The following is a 22,906-nucleotide window of genomic DNA, read 5'->3' on the forward strand; positions in this document are numbered from 1 at the left end:
CGAGACAATCTCTTCGGGCTTGGGTCGCCTGTTTGCCATTCTCGGTCCTCCGTTTCCTAAACATAGTGGTGGACCAGTTCAGTTGGGGAGGCTCAGCATTTTTGGGGGAAGCCGCACTCCACGTTCACATCATGAAGATTTCTGAAGGTAGATAACGCCTACGACCGACGCTGGCCGTGTTGCAAGGTCAGGAACTGGTTAAGAGGCTGTCAAAAGGTAAATGATTTCAGCGGGGCTTGGACCCTGTTGCTGCAGTCGCCCGCGTCGCTCTAGCGACGCGGGTTTTCTTTTGTCAGAGATAACTGAGCGTGCCCCCTCGTCTGCATGAAACCAGCAGAACGACGAGGCCGAAGCAAAGAAAAACCCTTGGCTACAAGCCAAGGGAGTTCCATAGGGAGATAAAGATGAAAATACTGGTAACGTATCCCTAGCACATTCTTCTGCTCTTGAGAATCCTTCTTGGGAACGGATCAATCAACCAGCAGCCTGTGCCAACCATTCGTTGATCTCATCGGCTACGATTTGCGAACTGCGCCCCCCGCTGAAATGCTCAACGAGGGCGATTTTCTGCGGGTCATGATCTGCAAACATGACAAGTGTTGGCCGGCTCGTTCGCCGTATCTTTCCCTGCCTGTAGGTTTCGCGAACCTCCACGTCAGCTTTTCGCAAAGCTTTGAGATCCAGTGTTTCGACAGATTGGCCGCCAACCCATTTCCGCCGGATCTCGATCTGCACACCGTGGCGATCGAATATAACCATGAGACGGCGCACAAAGGCCCAGAATGCCAACGCGCCCAAGGCGGTGCCGACAAAGAAAATCAGGCCGCCAAACTCGCCGCCGAGCACCGAGAAAACACCAGCCCCGGTGAAAAAGAGAGTGAGTGCGCTGATACCAATTCCGGTGAACCACGGCCGCTCCTCGATAATAAGCTGGTCTTGGGTATTGCGTGTGACTTTCATGGGCGTGTCCTAGGCGGATTGCTCATTCAGCGGGAATGGCTGCTTTGAACGTACCGCTGACCGTTATCATGCGGGACCGATCCGGTGTCTGACCAGCGCCGGACCTGAAGTATAACCGTGCACTGAAGTCGCCAGAGACCCGCAGGCTTTCACCCTGTTCTTCGACTTCGGCGAGGTTCATTTCCGCTGGATCGTCTTCGACAGAGGCCCAGTAGGCCGAGAACCCGTTCTCGAGGTATTGCACATCGGGGATTGCCGTGAAGCCGCCGGCGCCCGGCATGAGCACAGCCCCAAGTATGAGTGCGCCCTTTGTGGCTGCCAGCTGCGTTTTGTCCGGATTACCCCAGAGCGTGAAGTTACTGCCAGTTAATGACCCTGGCATGATCCTGGCCCAGCTTGACTGGCTCTCGCCACTTTGCTCGGTCACGAACCAGGTTCGGGTATCCCCGTCAATGCTTGCAGAAATCGTGCCGAATGTGTCGGCAGACGCGGTCACGGGCATCATTGCAATGGAAGAGACAAGCGCGATTGCTCTAAGCATGGAAAAACCTCCCAAAGGAATGAATGCAAAGCATCTTATCGGGATTTCCACACCATTCAATAATTCCAACTCATCGCCGATACAGCCAGTCCGGGTGCGAGAAGTTCATGTTAAAAAATTTGTATGAATAGGGATTTTTTCTAGCGTTAAAGGTGTAATCGCACAGTACCTTTTGATTCTTGCTTGCAATTGAGGAAGTCATTCGAAGCACAGGGCAGACATGTCTTTAGGTTTAGTCCATAGCAAATCCTTCGAGGGGCGCGCTTGCCCAAAGTGCAGCGGCGAAACCGAGAACTTGTTTTGCGCATGCATTCTGCAAATTCTGAACCAGAAAAGTTGTTCGTATGCTGTCCGGACATTTAAACCCGGCGCCGTCATCGCCATGGAGGGATACAAGGCGCCATTTTTTGGGTCGATCATAACCGGAGTCGCAGCGCAGGAGATCAGCCTGGCAGATGGCCGTGTACAAGGCGTATCCCTTCTTCGTCCTCCCGATGTGATCGGTAATCATCTCCAGGAAACCTCGAAATACAGCGTAACGGCACTTTCTAACCTTGAGATCTTCTGCGTTTCGTCCGAGCTGTTTGACAGCCTCTTGCGTGAACTCCCGGAGTTGAGGCTCCGGTTCCTGAACATGAAACTTGGAGACCTCGAGCGCGCACGGAATTGGCTAACGGTCCTTGGAAGACGATCTTCTACAGAGCGATTAGCTTACCTTATTGTCCGGGTGGCGCAAAAGATCGGGTTTGATGCCTCCCTCCCCGGCACAAATGAGCTCAGGGTTAATTTGCCGATTACGCGAGAGCGGATCGGAAGTTTCCTCGGCATGAGTACGGAGACGGTCAGTCGCGAGTTCACGCATCTCGAAAGAGCAGGCATCTTGAGCGCCCGGAACTCGCGTGTAATAACGATATTTAATTATCGCCGCTTGGAGATAGCTGCCGGTATCGATGACGACGGCGGCACTATCCACTAGATACAAGAGAGCATTGGAGGCTTAGCGCCACTGTTTGCAGTAACCTTCTTGTATCAAAACGCTGCCGAGATCGCGGCCATCGCGTAACGTGCATTCTCCGATCCAGCGATCATAACTTTTCCGACCGGACAGTCGACAGGTAAGTGATTTGCCTTTTGTCAGAGTGTGCATACGCCGTGTTGCAACCCTGCCCTGCAAAGTATTTTCTTCTGCGCAATCAAGCTTCGCCAATCTGATCGGTTTTCCCTGAACTTCAATCGTGTCGCCATCGCGAACATGTGTGACAATTCCGACAAGCCTTTGTTCCACTTGCCTAGATGATGAACTGACAATACCTCTCCCTGGGCTCAGTAAAACGTTCATGCCCAAGGCCGCAGCCAACAAGGTAAGCAGAATGAATGCGGGGTGAATAACAGATTTACTCTGCTTCAGTTGGGGCGCGCTCTTCGATTTATGCGCGCGCGTAATTGGGATGACGTTAGAGTAGATTTCCCGTCGCTCGGTAACCGTTTGAAAAAACGTATTGGCAAAACGAATGAGAACGATGGTGACGACGACGCCTGACATGGCGAGCAGCACTAAAGACAAGGTGTCTGAGTTCTCGAAAGCCCAATTTTCCAACATAGAAAGCCTACTGTGTTCCACACCCTGAATACACGCATGAATAGCGCGCGAGTCAGGCAAGATTTTGGCAATGCGAAGATTATCGAGTGGGGGTTTGAGGCTCACGGCGTCTTCGGTGATCAAGAGTGGCTACCGCAAATAAGGTGTCCACTTACGATCGCTTGGGCGATATTTCGCCACTAGCACATACCCCGCCTTGGTTATCAGTGGCCGTCATCATATCACGAATTTGAGATATGAATTTTGGAGACCTGTAATGAAAAAGTTGTTTCTAGCGGCGGTCGTTACAAGCCTATCGTGTTCACCGCTCATCGCGGGACACGCAAACCCATGGGCGACAGACGAGGATGACTTGGACATGCAATATCATGAAGAGAACCTCGCTCAGAGCGAGGATACGCCTGGTGAAGACGAAATGCTTGGTGTGATGGTTCAGGGTGCACGAGGGAAACTGGAAGGAACCATGCTTGATCGTGCAGACGGCGGTTACTCAGCCGGACAGGGTGTCGGCGCTGGAGGAGGAAACGGGGGCGGGGGCTCTGGGAACGGCAACGGAGGCTAAGCCTCAAAGCAGTTCGTTCAAATAATGCACCCGCGGAAATCACCGCGGGTGTTTTTCGTAGACAGGCGAAACCAGAGACCAAGTGGCTTGCATTTACTTTTTGACGTAACCACCACCCGGCTGAAGGAATAAGGTCCCTGCGGGAGCTGTTTCGACAATCTTTGAAGCGAAGATCTTGCCTACCGCGTCGACTGATACATTCTGTTCCGCCGCCCTTTTTTGATATATCGCACGCCTTTTCGCGTTAACTTCTGTCACAAGTGCGCGCGCAGCAGAAGGTGCACTACCGTCTCGCAGCTCAACGAACCCGTCGAAACGCTCGACTATGATACCTTGTGCTCTGTATGTATCCAGTGCGTCGGTAGCGTAGGCTGTGGCCGGGAGCATAGCAGCGCCCGACAGTCCGAACATAGTTGCGAGACAGAACCGGTATCCGGAAATTAGAAACCGCCGGCGATCAGAATATGTCTGGCTCATTGCGAATATCCTTTTCCGCCTGTTCCTCAAGTTTAACCTTCACCTCGGCGTCGATCCTGACGTTGAGATTGATTGTAATTGGTTCCTTTGGAGCTTCGACGCGTACCGTCGGCTGACATGCCACAAGCAGCGGAAACGCCAATGAAACAATAGCAAGTCGTGGAAAGTGCATTGACGTTATCCCATGCATCTCTGAACGGCATGTCTCCATTCAAAGCATACAAGAAGAAAGGCCTTCGTCGAGTCGACATTTCGTTACTGAGAACCAAACCCGCCCCAGAATAGGCTACCACCTATCCGTCGCCCCTCGCGGACCGCGTCAAGTATGGGTTCCAGCCGTCCGCGCAGCGTAATATTGAACCGAAAAGGGTACCCATCAAGGACTGAGGGGTTTGCGCCATCGAGTGAAATTGCAAAGGCCAGTTCTCCCCCAACCGGCTTCGAGATATCGATTGCGAGCGCTTGATAACTAAAGCTTTCAAGGGCCGTCACTGCGAGAGCGACCTGCTCACCAGACCGCATGAGCCGCTCCCGTGCCGATCCCCAATCAACTCGAAGCACACCTGGCCCCGCGGCTTCAAGGCGACCGCCCCTGATCGAAAGTCCCCTCTCGCTGATAGAGACTGGGATCGTACCCGATAGTCGCCCGGCCCCCGAGATGCCCTCAACTCTCCATTCTCGAAGCAGCGTTTCTATGTTCAGGTTGCGCACTCGGACGCGAAAAGAGTTCTTGTCCGAGGATACGTCCCACGCTTCATCGCGCAGCGAGACTGTTCCACCGGCGATGGTCCCGCTGCCACTGTGCAGGTCAAAGATGGGAAGGCCCTCGCGTGACCTGATCGTGAAGTTCGCCGTGGCCCCAGCGACGGGAACGCCTGCAATCACGGAACCTGCTAACAGGCTTTGGGCACCGTCGCTCCGGATAGGAAACAGTTCTGCCAGATTAAGCGTGCCGGAAAGCTTTGAAACCGCGAGATCGCCTTGTGCTGCAGAAAGATCAAGAAATTCCAAGCTGGCGAATGTGCGCAAAGCCTCTCCAGGCCGCAACTTCACGTCAAGGTTCACCTCAACGCCACCCTTTACGTCTTCTAAGCTGCTGAACACTTTAAGCAGGTTTCCCGGCTGAATGCCGTCCTCTTCAAAGTTTACCTGCCCTGGCCCGATCTTGAGATCGGCAGAAAGCTCGGCAAGATTTATCACGCCGTCAAGAGGCAGGCGTACGCCCCGCTCCATTGCTGATACGAAACCATGAAGCAACATCTGATCCGCGGACTTTGTTGCTTCAGCATCGATCGCAATTGAAGCATACCGAGGTGGCGTTTGCATGTCGCTCAATCCCCCGGAAATGGAGATTGGAGCGTCGATAGCTTCAGCCTGAAACGGCACAAGAAATTCTAACTCCGAAATCCGGACCGCTTCGGCAGGCCATTCGATGCGACCCTCCGAAAGCGAAAATGCGCCACTGACTTTGTCTCTGGTTTCCAAATTGAGCGTAAAGTGGCCACCTACATCCTTGAAAACGCGCGGTTGGGCGTCTGCGGCAAGTAGAGCACCGTCATCACCTTGGAAACCTCCGGCCGCTTTCGCAGAGTACGCAGTACCAGTTTGTGAAAAGGAAGCTTCTTCAAAAGTGAACTCTAGTGGTTCATCCAGTCTCACAAGGTTTGGTATAAGGCCCTCCTGGAGCCTGAGTAGCCCAGGGGAACTCAAGGATGCCGCCCAATTTTCACGGGTTCCGCCGAGATCGATCTCAGCCTGCAAATCGAGTGTGCTGGCTGAAAAGCGAGAACCGATGATGTCGTCCAATTGCAGTTGAACTGGCCCGGCGGCGTTAATGGCGCCTGTCAGGCTCAGATGACCTTCGAGCTGAGTATTCAGTCGCGTGATTACTCCGCGGAAGTCGCCTGCTCTTGCTGGAATAGCGTGACCTTCGGCGGTCATCCAAATCTCCGGGGCTTCCCGAAGTTTCCAATCTTGATCGTGGTCAAAGCGTATTTTGATATCTGCCTTGCCCTCAGCACTTTCGTTGGCCAAGGCAAGCATGCCATTAAGCTCCACCCGACCACCTTCCTCCGTTGATTGCCAACGAAGAAGCGGCGCAACATTTGATATCTCGCCGGAAAATGGCACTGCATAATTCCCGATTTCGAAAAATCCAGGCGCCGAATTCTCCCGCAGGCCTGCAAAAGGGGCGGGCTCGTCGAGCTTGAGTTCAAGTGCCTCGCCTTTCTTATCTAGCTGCCAACTTAGGTCTGTCGTTACGTTCGTTGGCCCCGAAGGCCACTCGAGGCCAGCAATTTGGAAATCGCCGCGTAAACTTAGATTTGGTGCCGATTTCCTCTCAATGCTCTCCATAATGTCACGAAGGCTGAAGCTGCCCCCGAAATCGAATACGGCTTGGCCAGTTGCTCCCCCAGCGTATGGTACCGTCAAAGGTGCCAAATCCTCAAAGGAGACTAACCCCTGCCCGGTGACAAACACTCTCGAGCCAGCCGCTAGGCTATCGGTATTAAGAACGAGATGTGCGTTTGAGATTCGAGAAACTACTTCGATTTCGGCTCGCGCTTCACCAGTGTCAAAGTCGATTTGTCCATTCACTTCGGCTTGGATGGAAACTCGTGGCCCGAAGTCGATCTGCCCGTTTTCAAATTGTAGTGTGCCAATTTTCAGAGACCCACGCGGCTCTTCCCAAGATGAAAGCACTTGTGAAAAATCTAAACGGTTAAAGGCTTGCACATCGGCCTTGGATCCACTTACGACGACTTTATCAATTTTTCCGGAAACCAGCCCTGCGATGGTGTAGAAAGCTTCAACCCTTGGGAATTCAATCTGGATCTCTTTGAGACGCGTATTCTCAATGACTATCGTCCGATGTGAAACCTTTACTACGCCTAGTTTTTCCGTTGAAATTCCGTAATCTGAAAGCGAAGACTTTAAGAGCCCCTCCACCGCATCATTCCGAAACAAGAAGGTAGCAGCCGCTATCAGGCATACCACCAATATAGTAAGAATGGCGTAATGTCGGCGTAGCATGATTTAGCTCCAGAAACGCTTGATCCCCGTGCCGAGTTCGCCGTACGCCTCCGTGGCGGCCCGACTACACGAAGACTTCGCGGAAAAGCTTTCAAGATCAACCGGCGTCTTACCCTAAGGCAGCGCCCATTGGGTCAAAACAGTCATATTCCGTACTTAAGCATCCTACGGGTGGGCGTGCATGCCATAAAACGGACACAGCCGGCTTGTATCGTGGAAGAATTCGTGAGGGAACATTTGAGATGGTCTGGCCTGTTGCGTCCTCGGCGCGACGGGCCAATTTCTTCGTGTGTCGGAACAGGGCAACCGAACCTAGTCGCCAACTTTCTCTCTGGAACAACAACAAAACGTCGCGAAGTGGTTTTAACTCTAGCCTTTAGGTGTTTGAGGCCACGCTTGGTATCTTCCAGCACTCGGGAAGTCATTTCTTGGTCAGAATTGGAGCCAGAATGACCTGTTGGGCCAAGATCTAATCCTAGTGACCATCCCTTCCAAAGTTGTCGGCGCAGACTAAGCGACCCTAAACCCTAACGGTGAGTATTCTAACGCGCCTGAAGGAAGACCCATGAAGGTTATTTCTCTGTCCGACGAACAGTATGACCTGGTCGAGCGTGCTCTCACGCGGGCTGGCGAGAACATCCGTCGGATCAACCCGAATATCGGACGCCTGTGCTCGGACGCCTCCACGGCTCTGCAGGACGGGATCAAGTCCGAGATCGAGGAAGAACAGCCAGACCCGGCTGACGATGAACCGAACGCGGAGACCGCCGCTGCCTTGGATGACTCCAGGAACGGTGAAGTGACTCGCGTTGATTCAGTAGATGATCTGCTCGAGGAGCCCACTGGTTCCGAGGACAGCTAATGCTGAAGTTCATCACGATCGTCGGCTACATCTGCATCCTCCTGGCCATCGTAGCTAGTGCCATGAACTTGGCAGCTGCGTTGATACAGCACTTGCTCATCCTGGGCATGCTGTTGCTGGCGGGAACCTTCCTCGTAAAGGACTCAAGAAGTGATTGAGCTCTTTTTCGGCGGAGACCAAGTGCTTTGGATCAGCTTCGATCTGCTCTTCGGAGCAGCGGAGGACATCCTATAGCCTAAATCGAAAATTATGTGCCCTGGGATCACCTAAAGTCTGGGGCACATGCGCCGGGTTCGTGTCCGAGTGAAAGGAGCATTCACTCGAGTGAACTCAGGTTCTACCTGTCAGTCTTTAGGGGTAGAATTTCGGAGCCTGATCGAAGAATGCCTTCAGGGGGCCAGGCTTACTCAGACACAAGCCAGCACTGGGATACAGGAGGTCGAATGCGCCTTCAGATCATGCCTGCAGCACTGTATCAAAGCAAAACATCCGTACCCTCGGAAGGCGCGCGCAAGGCGATGTGCTCAACGAAAGAGCCTCTATGCGCGAAGCGACTGGCGAATATGGTGTGTCGTCATAGCCTCTGCAAACACGAGCGCCCACGATACACTACGTCGCTGCCAAGGCACGGTGTACAACCGATGTTGGCCTTGTCGGCCTGAACGGCGGTGCGTTGCTACGCCAGCCTCTGGCCCAGGTATCGGATTGCCTTTCCAAGCGTCGCGATCCGGGGGTAGTCGGGCTCGGGGATGTCGATGCCAAGCCGTTCGTGCAATGCAGTTACGAAGTTCAGGATATCCATCGAGTCGAGGTCCAGATCGTCCTGTATGTGCGCCTCGTTCCCAATCTCATCCGGGCTTATATCGGGCGCTACCTCGGTCAACTCTTCAATGTATGCCCTGCGTATTTCTTCCTCGGTCATAACGTTTCGGGCCTTTCGATACGGGTTTCGAATTCAGCAATGTACTTGGCGGCCTGACGACCATCGCTGACCCTGTGATCGGCTGAAATCGTAACGTTGATCAACATGCGCGGCACTATTTTCCCCGCAACGATCCAGGGCCTTAGTTGCGGTGCTCCAACGCCGACAAGCGCAACCTGCGGCGGGAAGATCACGCCGGTCATGGTTTCGGCTCCGGTTTCACCCAGACTTGATATCGTGATCGTGCCACCTGCCATTTCCGAAGATTTCAGCCTTCCGGCGCGCGCTCGGCTGACTAGGTCGCGCATGCCGGTCATGGTTTCGTCCAAACTCAGCCCCACGGCATCGTTCAAGGCAGGCGCGACGAGCCCGCCGCCGCGCAGGGCGATTACGATGCCCGCGTTGACCTCTGCCGACGGTCGGAAGGCGCCATCGACGAAATGCCCGTTGAGCGATGGCACCTTTACCGCCGCCAGGGCCGCTGCTCGCACGACAAGTGCCCCGAGAAGAAGCCTTTCGCCCGGAGTCGCGTCGCGGTTTCGGGCCTCGAGCCAGTCGATTGCGGGCTGTACGTCAATGGTCTGCGACAAGTAGAAATGAGGGATTGTCTGTTTCGAACGGGTCATCGCCGCGGCGATCACCTTGCGCATTTCATCCAATTGCGTGCTGTGTTTTTCGCTGCGAGTGGACGGCTCTGGCCGGGCCCGTTTCCCGATATCCGCCAGAACGATCGCGCCGTCCGGGCCGCTGCCTTCGATCGTCGACAGGTCGATACCCTGTTCTTTCGCACGCATGCGCGCAGCGGGTGACACGCGGAGAAAAGCCTCGCGACGCGTCGGGCTGTCCGGCTTTGGCGGCGGGGCGGACGTGGCGGTTTGTCTGGCTGCCGCGGTAGGCAGTCGGCTTTCGCCACCCTCTTGCGCTTGCGTTGTGGGATGCTCGCTTTCGCCGGGGGCAAGGATCAGGGCAAGCGGTGCGCCGACCGGCAGTTCGGCGCCGGGGACGGCCAGCAGCTCCTGAACGCGACCTTCCTCGAAGCATTCGATCTCGATTGCGCCTTTCTGGGTTTCGACCACGGCGATGCTGTCACCGCGCCTGACCTCGTCGCCGGGCGCCACCAGCCATTCGCTGAGCGTCCCGGCCTCCATGTCTGCACCGAGGGAAGGCATTGTGAAAACGGCCATCAGTCACGCCCCATCAGTTTCCGGACGGCTGCTACGATGGCAGGCGTTTGCGGTATTGCGGCGTCTTCCAGATGCTTGGGGTAGGGGATCGGCACCTCGGCGGAACAAACCCTTGATACCGGGGCATCGAGCGACCAGAACGCCTGTTCCATGATGCGGGCAGATATCTCGGATGCGGTCGAGACACTGCGCCAGCCCTCGTCCACGATCACCGCACGCCGCGTCTTGTTGACCGAGGCCATGATCGTGGCATCGTCAAGCGGCCGCAGAGTGCGAAGATCGACCACTTCGGCGTCGATGCCATCCTGCGCCAGTATTTCCGCGGCATCGAGCGTTTTGAAAAGCGATCCGCCATAGGTGAACAGACTGACATCCGCCCCTGCACGACGGACAATGGCGCGGGAAATATCCACTGCATCGCCATTGGCATCGATGTTTTCGGTTCTGTTGTAAAGCATAACATTCTCGAAGATCAGGACAGGGTCCGGATCTTGCAGCGCAGTCCACAGCATTCCGCGCGCGTCTTGGACCGTAGCGGGGGCGAGCACTTTCAGGCCCGGAATATGTGCATACCAACCTTCCAGGCTGTGGGAATGCTGAGCTGCCAATTGCTTGCCGGCTCCGGTCGCCATTCGGATCACCAGGGGCACACCAAACTGGCCATCCGACATATGGCGGAGCGTTGCCGCGGTATTGAGTATCTGGTCAAGCGCGAGCAATGAAAAATTCACCGTCATCAACTCGACGATCGGACGCATTCCGGCCGCCGCCGCGCCGATACCGGCCCCGGTAAACCCGCTTTCGCTCAGCGGCGTGTCACGGATGCGCTCGGGGCCGAATTCGTCCATCAACCCTTTTGATACCGCATAGCAGCCGCCATAGGCGCCCACGTCCTCACCCATAAGGAAAACCCTGGGGTCGCGTGTCATTGCATCTCTGATCGCCTGCCTGACCGCTTCGCGATAGGTCATCTCGACCATGTTGCCGGAGGCCGCGGGTGCCGATGGCTGATCTTCCCGGGGCCCGAGCAGGTTGTCGCCAAGGGTTTCGAGCGGTTCGTCCGTGCCTGCCTCGGCAAAAGCCACTGCTTTAGCAATTTCGTCGTCCAACCTGCGCTCGATCGCATCGATATCTGCCTTGTGGACAAGGTGATTGCCAAGCAACCAGGTGCTGAAACGGACGATGGGGCCGCGCTTGCGCCATTCTTCGACCTCGGACTTGTCCCGATAAAGCTGGGCATCGAACATCGAATGGGCGCGAAAGCGATAGGTTTCGCATTCAAGGAAAACGGGCTTACCGGTTTCGCGGATGTCACGGATCGCCTTTCGCGCCGCAATTTCCATGGCGACCACGTCCATCCCGTCGACCTGATGTGACGCGATGCCATAGCTGGCCGCCTTTTGGGCGATCTCTGTCTGAGACTCGGTTCTCGCGATGGCCGACCCCATTGCGTAGCCGTTGTTTTCGCAAACGAACAGAACCGGAAGGTTCCAAAGCGCGGCCAGGTTCAGCGTTTCGTGAAACTCGCCCTCGGCAACTGCGCCTTCGCCAAAGAAGCAGGCCGTGACGTTCCCTGCATCAGTCATTCGGTCGGCCAGTGCCAAGCCTGCGGCCAGTGGTAGTCCACCGCCGACGATCGCATTGCCGCCATAGAAATTGCTGTCTGCATCGAACAAGTGCATCGACCCGCCGCGCCCACCGGAACACCCTTCTTGCTTGCCGTACATTTCCGCCATCACGCTGGTCATGGGAACGCCCCGCACCAAGGCATGGCCGTGCTCGCGATAGGTCGCAACGACCCGGTCGTCAGGGCCAAGCAGCGGGATGATGCCCGCGGCAATAGCCTCTTCGCCGTCATAGAGATGCAGGAAACCGCGGATCTTTTCCTGCGTGTAAAGCTCGGCGCATTTATCTTCGAATTTTCGGATGCGCATCATGTGCGACAGAAGCGCAAGTACATGATCGCGGTCCAGTTTCGGTTTGTCGGTCGCGCTCATGATTCATCGGTCTCCAGCGTGGAAATATCCCCCTCGGGCAGGCCCAGTTCACGGGCCTTCAGCAACCGGCGCATGATCTTACCCGAGCGTGTTTTGGGCAGTGACTTGCGAAAGATGATCTCGCGCGGAGCGACGGCAGCCCCCAGCTTTTTGCGGGCATGCCCACGGATGTCGCGTTCCAGCGTGTCGGATGGCGCAAAGTCGGGGTTCAGCGTGACATAAGCCTTGACCACTTCGCCCGCTGTTTCGTCGGGGATGCCGATCACACCGGCCTCGGCGATGGCGGGATGCTCAATCAGGGCGCTTTCCACCTCGAACGGGCCGATCAGGTGCCCGGAAGACTTGATAAGGTCGTCGGCGCGTCCTACGAACCAGAAATACCCATCCGCGTCGCGCATCGCCAGATCGCCGGACAGATACCACCCGTCGGCAAAGCATTTGTCATAGCGCGCCTGTTCGTGAATATAGGAGCGCATCATCGAGGGCCACCCCGGCCGGAGCGCCAATTCACCGATCTCGTTTTCACCCGCTTCGCGCAGGTTGCTTGCCTCATTGTCGACAATGCTGGCCTCTACGCCGGGCAGGGGCTTGCCCATCGATCCGGGCTTGACCGTCATGCCCGGACGGTTGGCGATCATGATGCCGCCCGTTTCGGTCTGCCACCAATTGTCGTGAAACGGCTGCCCGAACACTTTTTCTGACCAGATCACGGCTTCGGGGTTCAAGGGTTCGCCAACGCTCGCCATGAACCTGAGGGAAGAAAAATCATAGGGCATGGCGGCTTTGGCGCCCGCGCGCATCATCATGCGGATCGCTGTGGGGGCGGTATACCAGACCTCGACCTTTTCGCGCTGAATCGTTTCGTACCAGCGTTCCAGGTCGAATTCAGCCTCGACGACGATCATGGTTGCCCGGTTCACGAGCGGGGCGATAATGCCGTAAGAGGTCCCGGTGACCCATCCCGGATCAGCCGTGCACCAATAGATCGTGCCGGGCGTCAGATCCAGCGCCTTGCGGCCCGAATAGGCGTGATAAACTACGGCCTGATGGACATGAACCGCGCCCTTCGGCTTGCCCGTGGTGCCAGAGGTGAAGTGGATCAGGGCAGGGGTTTCGGGGGTTGTGTTGGCAACTGCTATGTCCGGTGACGCGGCTGCGAGTGCCGGCCCGAGAGCAGTGCATCCCTCAGGCGCTTCGTTACCGGTGATCAGGACGAGTTCAAGCGATGGAAGACTGGCCCGCAAAGGTTCGATTTTTCGCTTGTAAAGCGCCTCTGTCGTGACGAGGACGCGGGCATTCCCGATCTCCATGCGCGTGCGGATCGGCTCGGGGCCAAAGGCCGAAAACAGCGGGGTGAAGACGAGGCCCGCCTTCAAGGTGCCAAGCGCTGTGATATAGAGTTCGGGGATACGGCCCATTAGCGAGAAAACGCTGTCGCCTTCTTTCAGGCCATAATCTGTCAATACGCCGGCAAACCGGGACGTCTGCGCTGCCAGGTCGGCAAAGCTGTATTCAACCCGGACGCCATCCTTTCCAAGCCAGATCAACGCAAGTTCGGAGCCATGGCCATGCAGCACATGCCGGTCGAGCCCTTCGTAGGCGATATTGACCATCCCGTCGGGCGCGTCGATCTGTGCCCACGCCTCCGCCCAGATACCGGAACGCGCCAATCGCGCTCCCGCATCCACGGTTTTGCCGCATGATCCTTCCCCAGCCATCAGTGCGTCCTCCTCAAGAAGAACTTTGTTGAGAGGCGCGGAACGGGTAAATGATATGAATCAAGATAAGGACAGACTTTGGTTTGTCCGCACGAAAACTTGACCTCAGTTAGAGCGGTGGCTCCAGCAATGTTCACACAGACGCGGTGCAGCGACAGTCAGGTCGAACAAGGGGGCGGTGAAATGGCCCGGATCACTGGTCTGTTTGTTGGGCTTGCCTTGTCTTTTGGCTTTTCCACTGGCGGTGCAGCAGGGGAGGAAAGTTCCCAAGCTTCGGACTATGTTCTGAATTTCGAAGAAGCCAGCAACCTGACGTCTTTTGGAGTTCTGAGTTTTCCCGGCCTCGGACAGTCCCTGTTTTCGGACAATGGCACCTATCTTTTCACCGACGAGGCAACATCTTCCCTGCGGCTCGGAGTATTCGAGGTTAAGTCGGACGGAAAAGTATGCATCGATTTCCATGACGATAGCAGCCACTGTGATGTTTTCATCAGACGCGGCGGCCTTTATTTTCTGCTTAGGGAAGACGGCGGCCGTTTCCCGGTCTTCTTCCGCTTGGAGGGGCAGTGAACTTCTTCGGAGCGGCTGCAGGAAGCCAGGCCCTTTCCAGGAATAGACCCCTCGCTGGAAAAGGTCGCATGATCCGATGAAAAGTCCCGCAAACACTTCGGGCGGAGCGCATGTGATCGTGTTTCATAGAACCGTGGCGCCGGAAAAACTGACCCCGCAAGAGCGTGACGACTTGTCCCGTCAGCTGTATGAAGTGCATTGCCGGATTTTTTCGGGTGTGTCAGCCGAAGCCTTTCGCAGGCATGTGATCGAACCCGATGCCGAACGCACCGTGATCCAGACATTCCTTGCCACTGACGGACGCATTGTAGGATATTGCGCCGTGCACCGTTTCCGCCGGAGGGTGCGGGGCCGAAACGTGCTCGTTCTCAGGGCCGAGGCTGGATTATTGCCCGAATATCGCGGACGGGGCATGACGTATGGTTTCGGGATCGTGTTTTCGATCGTCGAAAAGTTCAAACATCCGTTCACGCCGATCTACTACCTGGGAACGCTGGTGCACACATCAAGCTACCACTTGTTCTGCAAGTACTTTCGCAAGATTTTTCCAAGTCCTGACACTGCAGCAACCGAAGACGTAGAATCGATCGCGCTTGAACTAATCGAAAGCTTTCCCGATCCTGCCGTCGAAAAAACCGACCCTTTCATACGCGATGTCGGTTGGACGACGATTGAAACGCCACAGGAAAAAGAATTGAACCAAAGAAAAGACAGACCCGACGTGGCCTTTTTCAAGAACCGGAACCCTGGATATACGTTGGGTCACGGTTTGGTCGTACTGGTTCCTATGACGTTTTCAAATGTGTTTGGCGCTTTGATGACGAGGTGTGTCGAGGTCGCTGCTCAGACCGTGACCCGTCATCAGCCTGAGATTTAGAGTGGTGTCCAGCGATTGCCATAGTGTAATTTTAGCATACTGCGGGTTCCGACACATCACCTCTGAAAGCATAAAAAAATTCAAAGTCCAAACCTGATGTCGAGAGTTACTTGGCACCTATCGACATTTGCTCATACGACAGGCGGTTGTCGAAGCGGCGGCAAAGAATCCAAAGTTCCCTTTTCTGCATGTCGCATGAGCCATTGGCTGACGCGACTAAGGCTACTCAGAGTTTTGGAGCGAGTACTCTGGTAGGTGCGTTGGCCGCAACTGTCTTGGGCAAAATAGTGCGGTAGGATAGATCACTGCAAATCAACGAAGATTTGCGAGGCTACGCCGGCTTCAAGTAGGGCTTCCTTTATTTCATCGATCGCATTGACGTCGGCGGAACTGACGATGACCACATCATTGACCACCAGTGAATACAACGGTGCGTCGGGCTCAAGATTCGCCAGATACTTCTCTGCGGCCAGCCGAGATTTCGGCCCCCACTTTCCATCATAGGCGACGCCGATCGTGTACTGTGCGTCCATTGTTATTTCCTTGCTGACGGATTTGCCTTCGTTCAGGTCCAGCAAGACCTCTTGAAGCTTTTCCTCATCAGTGATGCGCTCAGGAATGAACACATTTGTGCAAGTTTCGACTTCTCTGTATTTGGTGACGGTCTTTTTGCTGGTTTCATTGGCGATGACCCCGCCAACGATGGCACCAGCAGCTGCACCGGCATTTTTGTCCGTCACAACTTTCCCAATCACGCCGCCAACAAGCGCTCCACCAATTACTTTTTCGGGGCTTCCGCCTTTTACGACCTCCTGATACGGCACTTTTTTTGTCTCGCATCTTACCTCGTAAGATCCAGCAAATGCCTGAGATGCAATCAGAACGGCCGTCGCTGTTGTCATCAAAAGTTTCATTTTCGCTCCTCTTCATGCAGGTCAACTTGGGCTTATCCCTGCGCGCTATGGCTCTCACCAGTTCCTCGTATCGCAACACAACCGCTTTTGCCGGTGATCCGGTCGGTTCGCTCGATCTTGTGATTACCTAGCTATGCCATCAACTGTTATTCAATATCACAGCCCTCCGCCGCGAGAATTCAGGAGTGGTGCGCATATAGGCAGCGCGATTAACCGCTTAATCACCACAATGAATTTTAAGTCCGGTTGCTACTGCCCACTGCTACGAGTGGCAGCTTTGTCCGCTCAGCGGTCACTCTACCAGGCTGCAGCGAAAGTCGGCTCTGAGCCCAAAGCGGAAGTGCTCCGTCCTTGATGTTCACAGTTGCGGCATCAAAACCGCTCCATCCGTGGGCTGCGATGCAGTAAGAACAGCGGACGTTCATGTAGAGTGCGGCGACACTTGCGAGACCTATGTCCGAGTTGCGGACGAAGCAGACATGTGTGTTTGTGGATCCGGGTCGTGGCAGCTCACATCAGGGCCGGCAGGCTCCACCGGGGAACTCGTTTCGCCCGCCAGGCTTTTATCACTCGGTCGTTGCAAGCACGTCAGCACCTTGTGGGGAGCAATCTTCCAAGAAGGTCCATGCGGGCTTGGCGTTTTCTTCGAGGATCAAGTCGATCAACCGTGCATACCGAGCACCATACTGCTGCAGTATCGTCACTTGCGCGGCAGTATCAGCGGGTAGTTCGACCTGCTCGCCGTTCACGTTCAGCAAGGTGATCGTCGGGCAGTTCTCGGGGGCTGCCTGTAAGTCACTTATGCCGACTGTCACCGAAAGTGCGAAAGTGGCGACAAACGCTGTGGATTTTGCAATACTTTTCATCGTGTCCTCCATTGGTTGGGTTTGAAGCGCCCTTTCAGGACGAGCGCCGTCCTCCAGTGGGGCATCAAAGCGACAGCGAAAGTCACGAAAGCGGCCACGAAAAATGCCGAAATCGGATCAAATTATTGATATTGAAAGGTTTCGTTTTCATCAGCGACCACTTGAGCTGCATGACCCTGACGGGAATTTGGTGTCCTTGCGCCCGCAATCACTCCGCGTTTTGTCGGTTCTGAGCGAACAGGCAGGGGAGCTCGTCTCGAAGGACAGCCTTATGGAACGGGTCTGGGCGGACACCCACGTGACCGACGACAGCCTCGTCCAGTGCATCTCGGAGATCCGGAAAGCACTTGGTCCGGAGGCGGGCGCTCTCCTGCGCACTGTACCGAAACAGGGCTACCGCCTAGATGTATCGCTCGCGCGGCCACGTCGCCCGTCCCGGCTCACGACAGTCCAGATCGCTGGTCTGGTAATCTTAGCTGCCCTCGCGCTTTCGGCGCTATTGCTCACGCCTCGCCAGCAGGTCGCATCGGAGGTCCAGTCGATCGCCGTTCTGCCTTTCCAGAACCTCAGCGGCACTGCCGAGCAGGCCTACTATTCCAACGGCCTCGCCGAGGAGCTCATCGTAAATCTCTCGAGGATCGCCGATCTTAGGGTCGTGTCGCGCGCAGCATCCTTCTCAGTCGCGCAGAGTGCGAGCGATCCGCGACAGGTCGCCCGGGAATTGCGAGTGTCCTACCTCGTGGACGGTAGTGTGCGCCGCGAGGGTCAGACCCTAAGGATCACGGCAGCGCTAATCGACGGCGCGAACGGCGAAAACATCTGGGCTGACAGCTATGCGGGAGCCGAAGCGGATGTATTCGATTTCCACGAGACGGTCCTCTCCGAACTCGTGCGCGTATTGTCGGTCCGCCTGTCCCAGCAAGAGCGTGAACGCCTGGGAGTTCGGGGCACGCGCGATGTCGATGCCTTTGACAATTACCTTCGGGGCAAAGAGCTGGCCGGCTTCCTGACCGCGAGCCAAAATGAACAAGCGGAAGAGGCCTTTGCCGAGGCCATCCGACGTGACCCAGATTATGCCGCAGCCCACGCGCAACTTTCGATCGTACTCAGCATGCGGGCCGAGTACGGCTGGACAAGCGATGTGACGAACACCTTGGCGAGGGCGGTGCTGCATGCGGAAAGGGCAGTGGCCCTGTCACCCGATCTGCCCTTTGCTCACTTCGCGCTCGGACGGCTTTTGTCCCGAAGTTTCATCGCGGACCTTGCAGGGGCCAGCGCCGCATTCGAGAGGGCCATCGAACTCGACCCAAACTACACGGACGCTTACGCTTTCTACGCGATCGTGCAGGTGGCCGATGGACGGGCAGAGGATGGGCTGAACACCATGGCAGAAGCTTTCGCGCGCAATCCCGTTCCCCCGTATTGGTACTATATGCCACTTGGACTGGCTAACTTCTACCTCGGCGACTACGAAGCAGCAGAGGCTGCGCTAACTGAACTCCTCCAGCGCAACCCGAGACTCCAGAATGCCCTGCGGATCCTGATCGCAACTTATGGTCATATGGGACGGCTGGACGACGCCGAATGGCTGGCCATGGAATACGAGGCGTTGGGCGTCCCCGCCACGATCACCGACATCATGCAGGTGATCAATATCGAACACCCTCCTTACCGAGAGGCGGTCATTGACGGACTGAGGCTTGCCGGCTTGCCGGAATAGGACGTCCAAGTCGGTGCCATACCACGCCCGACCTAGAGAGGAGCGAGGCCCTCAGGGCAAGAGCCTAGCCTGCAATTCAAGTACTTTCATGGCTAAGTCTGGCTCTGGTCCGACTTCATTTCAGAAGAACCGCACGACCACTTTGCAGAGATAGCACCATTTAGGAATTCTTGGATGTGCCGTTTTATGTTAACCTTCTTGTAGGCGCTTGCTTGCAAACAAGTGTCCTTCCCAACTTCCCCATCACTGCAAGGTGGTGGGGATTTTTGTCGGGAACACCCGCGGAGATGGCCGCGATTGCGATGAATGGCAGTCAAGATTTCTCGCCAAGTTGATTTGATCGATCTCGTTGACGCACGGCCGTGATTCCACCCAAGCTATTCCTAGTGGGGGATCAGACCGTGATCGAAAGACGTTCATCGACTTCTGAAAGGCGTGGTGCCACAGCCGCCACCGAAGATGGCCTGGATGCCCATGTTGGCCATGTCCCTGCACCGTCCGTTCACGGCCTTGCCCTGCAAGCGATCAGGCGTCTTGCCTCGTCGAAATCCGTTGCCAATGATGATCAACGCCTACCGATTGATGAAGACTTACAGCACGAATTCCTGGAACACGTTCTGCAGGGCGATACAGCGGCCGGCCTGAGCGTGGTCGAAGCCGCGGTACGAGATGGCCACTCTTACCAAAGGGTCGCGGACACGCTGTTTGCGAATGCAGCCCGGCGCCTGGGCGCGGCGTGGGAAACCGACGACCTTTCCTTCATCGAGGTGAGCCTTGGAATGGTAACGATCCTGCGGATCCACTCGATGGTTCGGAGGATGCACCCAGCTACCAACTCCCAGAAAGAGAGCATTCGGTTTGCCACCCTTCAGGGTCAGAAACATACGCTTGGCGTCATCATCGCGACGGAAGCGTTTCGGCAACAAGGGTACCATGTGACCCTTATCCTGGACGCGGACCCCGAAGCGGTTGTTAAAGATGTGGAGGCAAGACAAGTATCGCTGCTTGGCTTGACGGCCGGTCGGGACGATCGCCTCAGCGACATTCGGACAGTGACGACGAGGATCAAGAATGGTCGCAATCCGCCTGCAATAATTCTGGGCGGGGCAGCTGCCGTTGACCTCGCGGCCTCAGGGACATCAGGCCTGATGGATTGCGTTGCGACGGATTTGCATGAAGCGCTGGAATTTGCGCGAAACCTTAGACTGGAACCGAAGTGAAAGAGAGAAGAACGCACCGCTGAAAAGCCACTGTGTGTTTGGCGGTCTGCTCGTTTTTGGTGACTTGGCAGCCGTTACAAATTCTTCACAGAATCTGTTGGTAAATCGGTGGATAATTCGCAATAGCGGCGAATAAGCCGTTGATTGGTAACGGCTCAAGTTGCCAGCCCAGAAAACGGGCAAGAAAACCTAAGTATCTGAAAAGTCAGAATTCTCGGAACAGAGGTGAAGAGCAACCACTAGGCGCGCCCTCTGCCTGTTTGCGGAAATGTCAAGAACGTCCCCTCCGTGATACATCTTCTTTTCCACGTGTTGCAGCGCTGCCCCTGTCGTCACGTGCTTTGAATGGCGAGCGCGAGCACAATGCACAACAAGGCCACATAAATGGTGCCAGGGTATCTCCATAATACGGTGGTGAAGTTCTTCATCATGTTTCTTTGCTTTCGAGACGGCGTCCCCCACCCTTCGATGTCAGCTTAAATATGCGACCTGTTTGGAATTCTGTTGGCCAGCTCGGGGCATTTTTCTGGCAGTGCGCAGAATGTCCCGGAACCTCGTCCCGTTGAGGGGGAGTGTCGGGCTCAAAACGGACTACTGCGCTGCAGCGGCGCCTGTTTGTTCGTTCGGCCACAAAGCGGCCGTTGGTCGTGGAGGGTAGGATACCCGCGTCGGCACGGTGCCGATGCTTGGTGCGAGAGGGCTGGATGGAGACCTCATCATGTCCAAAATCCAGCTCCCAGCAACGAGACCCGTACGTCCGCCATGGAACAAGGGCCGACTGATCGGCCAGAAACGCCCTCTCCTGCCCAGACAGGTTTGGGCCATTCGAGCGAGGCTCGAACTTGCAGATAACCTACGGAATTTGGCGCTGTTCAATCTAGCAATCGACAGCAAGTTGCGCGGTTGTGATCTCGTTCGTCTGCGCGTCAATGACCTCGTCGTTGGCGGCTCAGTCCGCGACCGCGTGTCAGTCATCCAGAGAAAGACTGGCTGGCCGGTACAGTTCGAAGTGTCGGACAACACGCAAAAATCGGTTCTTGAATGGGTCTCGTCACCCTCAATGATGGGTTGCGCGTTCATTTTCCCGAGCAGATTCCATGGCTCGCCCCATCTGTCGATAAGGCAATACGCCCGTCTCATCCGCGATTGGGTATCCGCGATCGGCCTCGACCCAAACGCCTATGGGGCGCACTCCCTGCGGCGGACAAAGGCCGCATTGATTTACAGGAAGACTGGCAACCTGCGCGCGGTTCAGTTCCTGCTCGGCCACACCAAAGTTGACAGCACTGTCAGATACCTTGGCGTCGAACTCGACGACGCGCTGAGCATTGCAGAGGAGATCGACATCTGAGGCCTTGGCGGGCGGCAGCAGACGCCCGCCATCTCAAACCAGGCATCGCTCACTTCTGAATGCAGCGACGGTTTTGAAGCTCCAAGCGGACAGCCAGAAGAAAGCGAAGCTTTGAACATAAACATCGAAATTTTCAGATGTTTGTGTCAAAGTAACTTCAGTGAATTTTGGGAGGAGAATGAAAATGGTGACTAAAGTCTCGAATTGGTCTGCAACTCGTTACTCAGCATTGGGTGCTGTGCTTGCATTGACATTGGGCACGATGGTTTGGGCCGACGAAGCGGGAAAAACGGAATACATGAATTCTTGCGCCTCCTGCCACGGCGCAGATGGTAAAGGCGTCGGTCCTGTTGCAAGCGCGTTGGCCTTCAAGATACCAAAGCCGCTCACGGGTCTCGCGGCTGCAAATGATGGCGTATTCCCGATGCTTGAAGTCATTCAAATCATTGACGGTCGGACCGGCGTGCGTGGGCATGGTACGGATTCCGGCATGCCTGTCTGGGGCGCTGTGTATAAAGCGCCTCTCGTTGGTGAAATCGGCCCGTATGGCACTGAAGTCGCTGTTCGAGGGCGCATTCTCTCACTCGCGTTATACCTGGAGTCGATCCAGGAATAATGAAACTGAAAACGCCTTGCGTGAGGCCTTCCTATTCCGATTTTCCAATTTGCCTCACGTGGGTCACGTATGTCTCGTAAATAGTGCGTTTGTGATGCGAAACGTTGCTGGGGGTAAGAAAACCCCCATTGCACCGAATTGTTCAAAAGGCTGAGACGCATGGTCTTTGGCCGAAACGGAAAAACGGAGGTATTATGGGACGGTTTCGAACTTTTTCTTTGGTGGTTGCTCTTGCGTGCGGGAGTGCAGCGCATGCGGCGGATTCCGCGTTAATCCTCGGCAAAGCTTCCTACAATGCGAACTGTGCGATTTGCCATGGTGAAGATGGCACAGGTAACGGCACCACGGCAGAGTTGTTCAAGGTTCCGCCTTCTGATCTGACGACTTTGTCTGAACGCAACGGAGGCGCATTCCCATTTTCCGAAGTCTACAAATCCATCGCGAGTGGACTGGGCGTAAAAGCGCATGGTGACTCTGAAATGCCTATCTGGGGTGGATACTTCGTCGCGGACACGCTCGCGGACCGCAACATGAGCGAAGCCGATGCTGAACAGATTGTTCAGGGGCGGATTTTGTCGTTGGTCTATTTCCTCGAGTCGATCCAGAAATGATACTGGGTACCCCCGTCCAAGAGTTTGATGACGGGGGTACATCCTTTCTAAACATGCCAAAGTCGCATTTCGGGTGAAGATTAGCCCGAACGGCTTTCGTTTTGTCCTTTGCTATCGGACTCTCTCTTCCTTTAGTTTCGCATAGCCCCTAGTCCGAAAAGAACTTCTCTATGCTTAGGGTCAGGACCCATTGATTTCCGCGTTGGAGCATGATTCACGCTTCGAAAACCGAGCGGTGAGCATGTCTGATCTTTTCTGGCTGACGGATGCGCAGATGGCGCGTCTTGAGCCCTTCTTCCCCAAGT

Annotated in this window: 22 protein-coding genes; 10 read left to right on the plus strand and 12 right to left on the minus strand. The window is 55.6% G+C overall.

Annotation, left to right across the window (positions count from 1 at the left end; genetic code table 11):
• Positions 1-474: 474 nt before the first annotated feature.
• Together BLT50_RS17915 and BLT50_RS17920 are read right to left on the minus strand one after the other, a co-directional pair.
• Complete coding sequence (locus tag BLT50_RS17915; RefSeq protein WP_090030540.1) at positions 475-960, minus strand: hypothetical protein; 486 nt, start codon at positions 958-960, stop codon at positions 475-477.
• 22 nt (positions 961-982) lie between these two features.
• Complete coding sequence (locus BLT50_RS17920) at positions 983-1,501, minus strand: hypothetical protein (RefSeq protein WP_090030542.1); 519 nt, start codon at positions 1,499-1,501, stop codon at positions 983-985.
• Between the two features lie 220 nt (positions 1,502-1,721).
• Here BLT50_RS17920 and BLT50_RS17925 point away from each other — a divergent pair, with 220 nt between their 5' ends.
• Positions 1,722-2,477 (plus strand): Crp/Fnr family transcriptional regulator, encoded by a 756-nt coding sequence (locus tag BLT50_RS17925; protein ID WP_090030544.1) that lies wholly within the window; start codon positions 1,722-1,724, stop codon positions 2,475-2,477.
• Positions 2,478-2,498: 21 nt separating this feature from the next.
• On the opposite strand, the gene BLT50_RS19135 is transcribed toward BLT50_RS17925, so the two are convergent.
• The 4 genes from BLT50_RS19135 to BLT50_RS17945 all read right to left on the minus strand — a co-directional run bounded on the left by BLT50_RS19135 (position 2,499) and on the right by BLT50_RS17945 (position 7,173).
• Positions 2,499-3,224, minus strand: a complete 726-nt coding sequence (locus tag BLT50_RS19135; RefSeq protein ID WP_139170573.1) for a thermonuclease family protein — start codon at positions 3,222-3,224, stop codon at positions 2,499-2,501.
• 532 nt (positions 3,225-3,756) lie between these two features.
• Positions 3,757-4,140, minus strand: coding sequence for a YdbL family probable chaperone protein (locus tag BLT50_RS19805; protein ID WP_090030548.1), 384 nt, complete (start codon positions 4,138-4,140; stop codon positions 3,757-3,759).
• The gene (locus BLT50_RS19810) at positions 4,121-4,351 is read right to left on the minus strand and encodes a YnbE family lipoprotein (RefSeq protein ID WP_425433978.1); all 231 of its coding nucleotides are present in this window, start codon (positions 4,349-4,351) and stop codon (positions 4,121-4,123) included. The genes BLT50_RS19805 and BLT50_RS19810 overlap by 20 nt, the downstream gene beginning before the upstream one ends.
• A gap of 44 nt (positions 4,352-4,395) precedes the next feature.
• Positions 4,396-7,173, minus strand: a complete 2,778-nt coding sequence (locus BLT50_RS17945) for an intermembrane phospholipid transport protein YdbH family protein (protein ID WP_090030549.1) — start codon at positions 7,171-7,173, stop codon at positions 4,396-4,398.
• A gap of 565 nt (positions 7,174-7,738) precedes the next feature.
• Between BLT50_RS17945 and BLT50_RS17950 the strand changes: the two genes are divergently transcribed.
• Positions 7,739-8,035 carry a hypothetical protein gene (locus BLT50_RS17950; protein ID WP_090030551.1) on the plus strand — a complete coding sequence of 99 codons (297 nt, stop codon included), beginning with the start codon at positions 7,739-7,741 and terminating at the stop codon, positions 8,033-8,035.
• Positions 8,035-8,193 (plus strand): hypothetical protein, encoded by a 159-nt coding sequence (locus BLT50_RS19425; protein ID WP_175491529.1) that lies wholly within the window; start codon positions 8,035-8,037, stop codon positions 8,191-8,193. The genes BLT50_RS17950 and BLT50_RS19425 overlap by 1 nt, the downstream gene beginning before the upstream one ends.
• Before the next feature lie 518 nt (positions 8,194-8,711).
• On the opposite strand, the gene BLT50_RS17955 is transcribed toward BLT50_RS19425, so the two are convergent.
• Genes BLT50_RS17955 through acsA form a run of 4 tightly spaced genes read right to left on the minus strand, consistent with a single transcriptional unit; the run spans position 8,712 to position 13,856 of the window.
• On the minus strand, positions 8,712-8,918 hold the full coding sequence (locus BLT50_RS17955) for an acyl carrier protein (protein ID WP_245723454.1): 207 nt from the start codon (positions 8,916-8,918) through the stop codon (positions 8,712-8,714).
• A gap of 35 nt (positions 8,919-8,953) precedes the next feature.
• Positions 8,954-10,141 (minus strand): dihydrolipoamide acetyltransferase family protein, encoded by a 1,188-nt coding sequence (locus BLT50_RS17960; RefSeq protein ID WP_090030555.1) that lies wholly within the window; start codon positions 10,139-10,141, stop codon positions 8,954-8,956.
• On the minus strand, positions 10,141-12,138 hold the full coding sequence (gene pdhA, locus BLT50_RS17965) for a pyruvate dehydrogenase (acetyl-transferring) E1 component subunit alpha (protein WP_090030557.1): 1,998 nt from the start codon (positions 12,136-12,138) through the stop codon (positions 10,141-10,143). The genes BLT50_RS17960 and pdhA overlap by 1 nt, the downstream gene beginning before the upstream one ends.
• Complete coding sequence (gene acsA, locus BLT50_RS17970; protein ID WP_090030559.1) at positions 12,135-13,856, minus strand: acetate--CoA ligase; 1,722 nt, start codon at positions 13,854-13,856, stop codon at positions 12,135-12,137. Before acsA ends, pdhA begins: the two co-directional genes overlap by 4 nt.
• Positions 13,857-14,039: 183 nt before the next feature.
• Between acsA and BLT50_RS17975 the strand changes: the two genes are divergently transcribed.
• Positions 14,040-14,426: a hypothetical protein gene (locus BLT50_RS17975; protein ID WP_139170574.1), complete on the plus strand. Its 387-nt coding sequence runs from the start codon at positions 14,040-14,042 to the stop codon at positions 14,424-14,426.
• Between the two features lie 76 nt (positions 14,427-14,502).
• Positions 14,503-15,303, plus strand: a complete 801-nt coding sequence (locus BLT50_RS17980; RefSeq protein ID WP_090030561.1) for a hypothetical protein — start codon at positions 14,503-14,505, stop codon at positions 15,301-15,303.
• A 302-nt stretch (positions 15,304-15,605) separates the two neighbouring features.
• Here BLT50_RS17980 and BLT50_RS17985 read toward each other — a convergent pair whose 3' ends face one another.
• Both BLT50_RS17985 and BLT50_RS17990 read right to left on the minus strand, forming a co-directional pair.
• The gene (locus tag BLT50_RS17985) at positions 15,606-16,217 is read right to left on the minus strand and encodes a glycine zipper 2TM domain-containing protein (protein ID WP_139170575.1); all 612 of its coding nucleotides are present in this window, start codon (positions 16,215-16,217) and stop codon (positions 15,606-15,608) included.
• A 566-nt stretch (positions 16,218-16,783) separates the two neighbouring features.
• Positions 16,784-17,083 (minus strand): hypothetical protein, encoded by a 300-nt coding sequence (locus tag BLT50_RS17990; protein ID WP_139170576.1) that lies wholly within the window; start codon positions 17,081-17,083, stop codon positions 16,784-16,786.
• A 103-nt stretch (positions 17,084-17,186) separates the two neighbouring features.
• Here BLT50_RS17990 and BLT50_RS17995 point away from each other — a divergent pair, with 103 nt between their 5' ends.
• The 5 genes from BLT50_RS17995 (at position 17,187) to BLT50_RS18015 (ending at position 22,601) form a co-directional block, all read left to right on the plus strand.
• Positions 17,187-18,803 (plus strand): winged helix-turn-helix domain-containing protein, encoded by a 1,617-nt coding sequence (locus BLT50_RS17995; protein ID WP_090030566.1) that lies wholly within the window; start codon positions 17,187-17,189, stop codon positions 18,801-18,803.
• Positions 18,804-19,204: 401 nt separating this feature from the next.
• On the plus strand, positions 19,205-20,023 hold the full coding sequence (locus BLT50_RS18000; RefSeq protein WP_139170577.1) for a cobalamin B12-binding domain-containing protein: 819 nt from the start codon (positions 19,205-19,207) through the stop codon (positions 20,021-20,023).
• A gap of 718 nt (positions 20,024-20,741) precedes the next feature.
• Complete coding sequence (locus BLT50_RS18005; RefSeq protein ID WP_090030577.1) at positions 20,742-21,374, plus strand: tyrosine-type recombinase/integrase; 633 nt, start codon at positions 20,742-20,744, stop codon at positions 21,372-21,374.
• Positions 21,375-21,552: 178 nt separating this feature from the next.
• Positions 21,553-21,990, plus strand: a complete 438-nt coding sequence (locus BLT50_RS18010; RefSeq protein ID WP_245723455.1) for a c-type cytochrome — start codon at positions 21,553-21,555, stop codon at positions 21,988-21,990.
• Between the two features lie 194 nt (positions 21,991-22,184).
• Entirely contained in the window at positions 22,185-22,601 is a 417-nt protein-coding gene (locus BLT50_RS18015) for a c-type cytochrome (protein WP_090030572.1), read from the plus strand.
• Positions 22,602-22,906 lie beyond the last annotated feature (305 nt).

The organism is Lutimaribacter saemankumensis, assembly GCF_900100005.1.
Lineage (GTDB): Bacteria > Pseudomonadota > Alphaproteobacteria > Rhodobacterales > Rhodobacteraceae > Lutimaribacter > Lutimaribacter saemankumensis.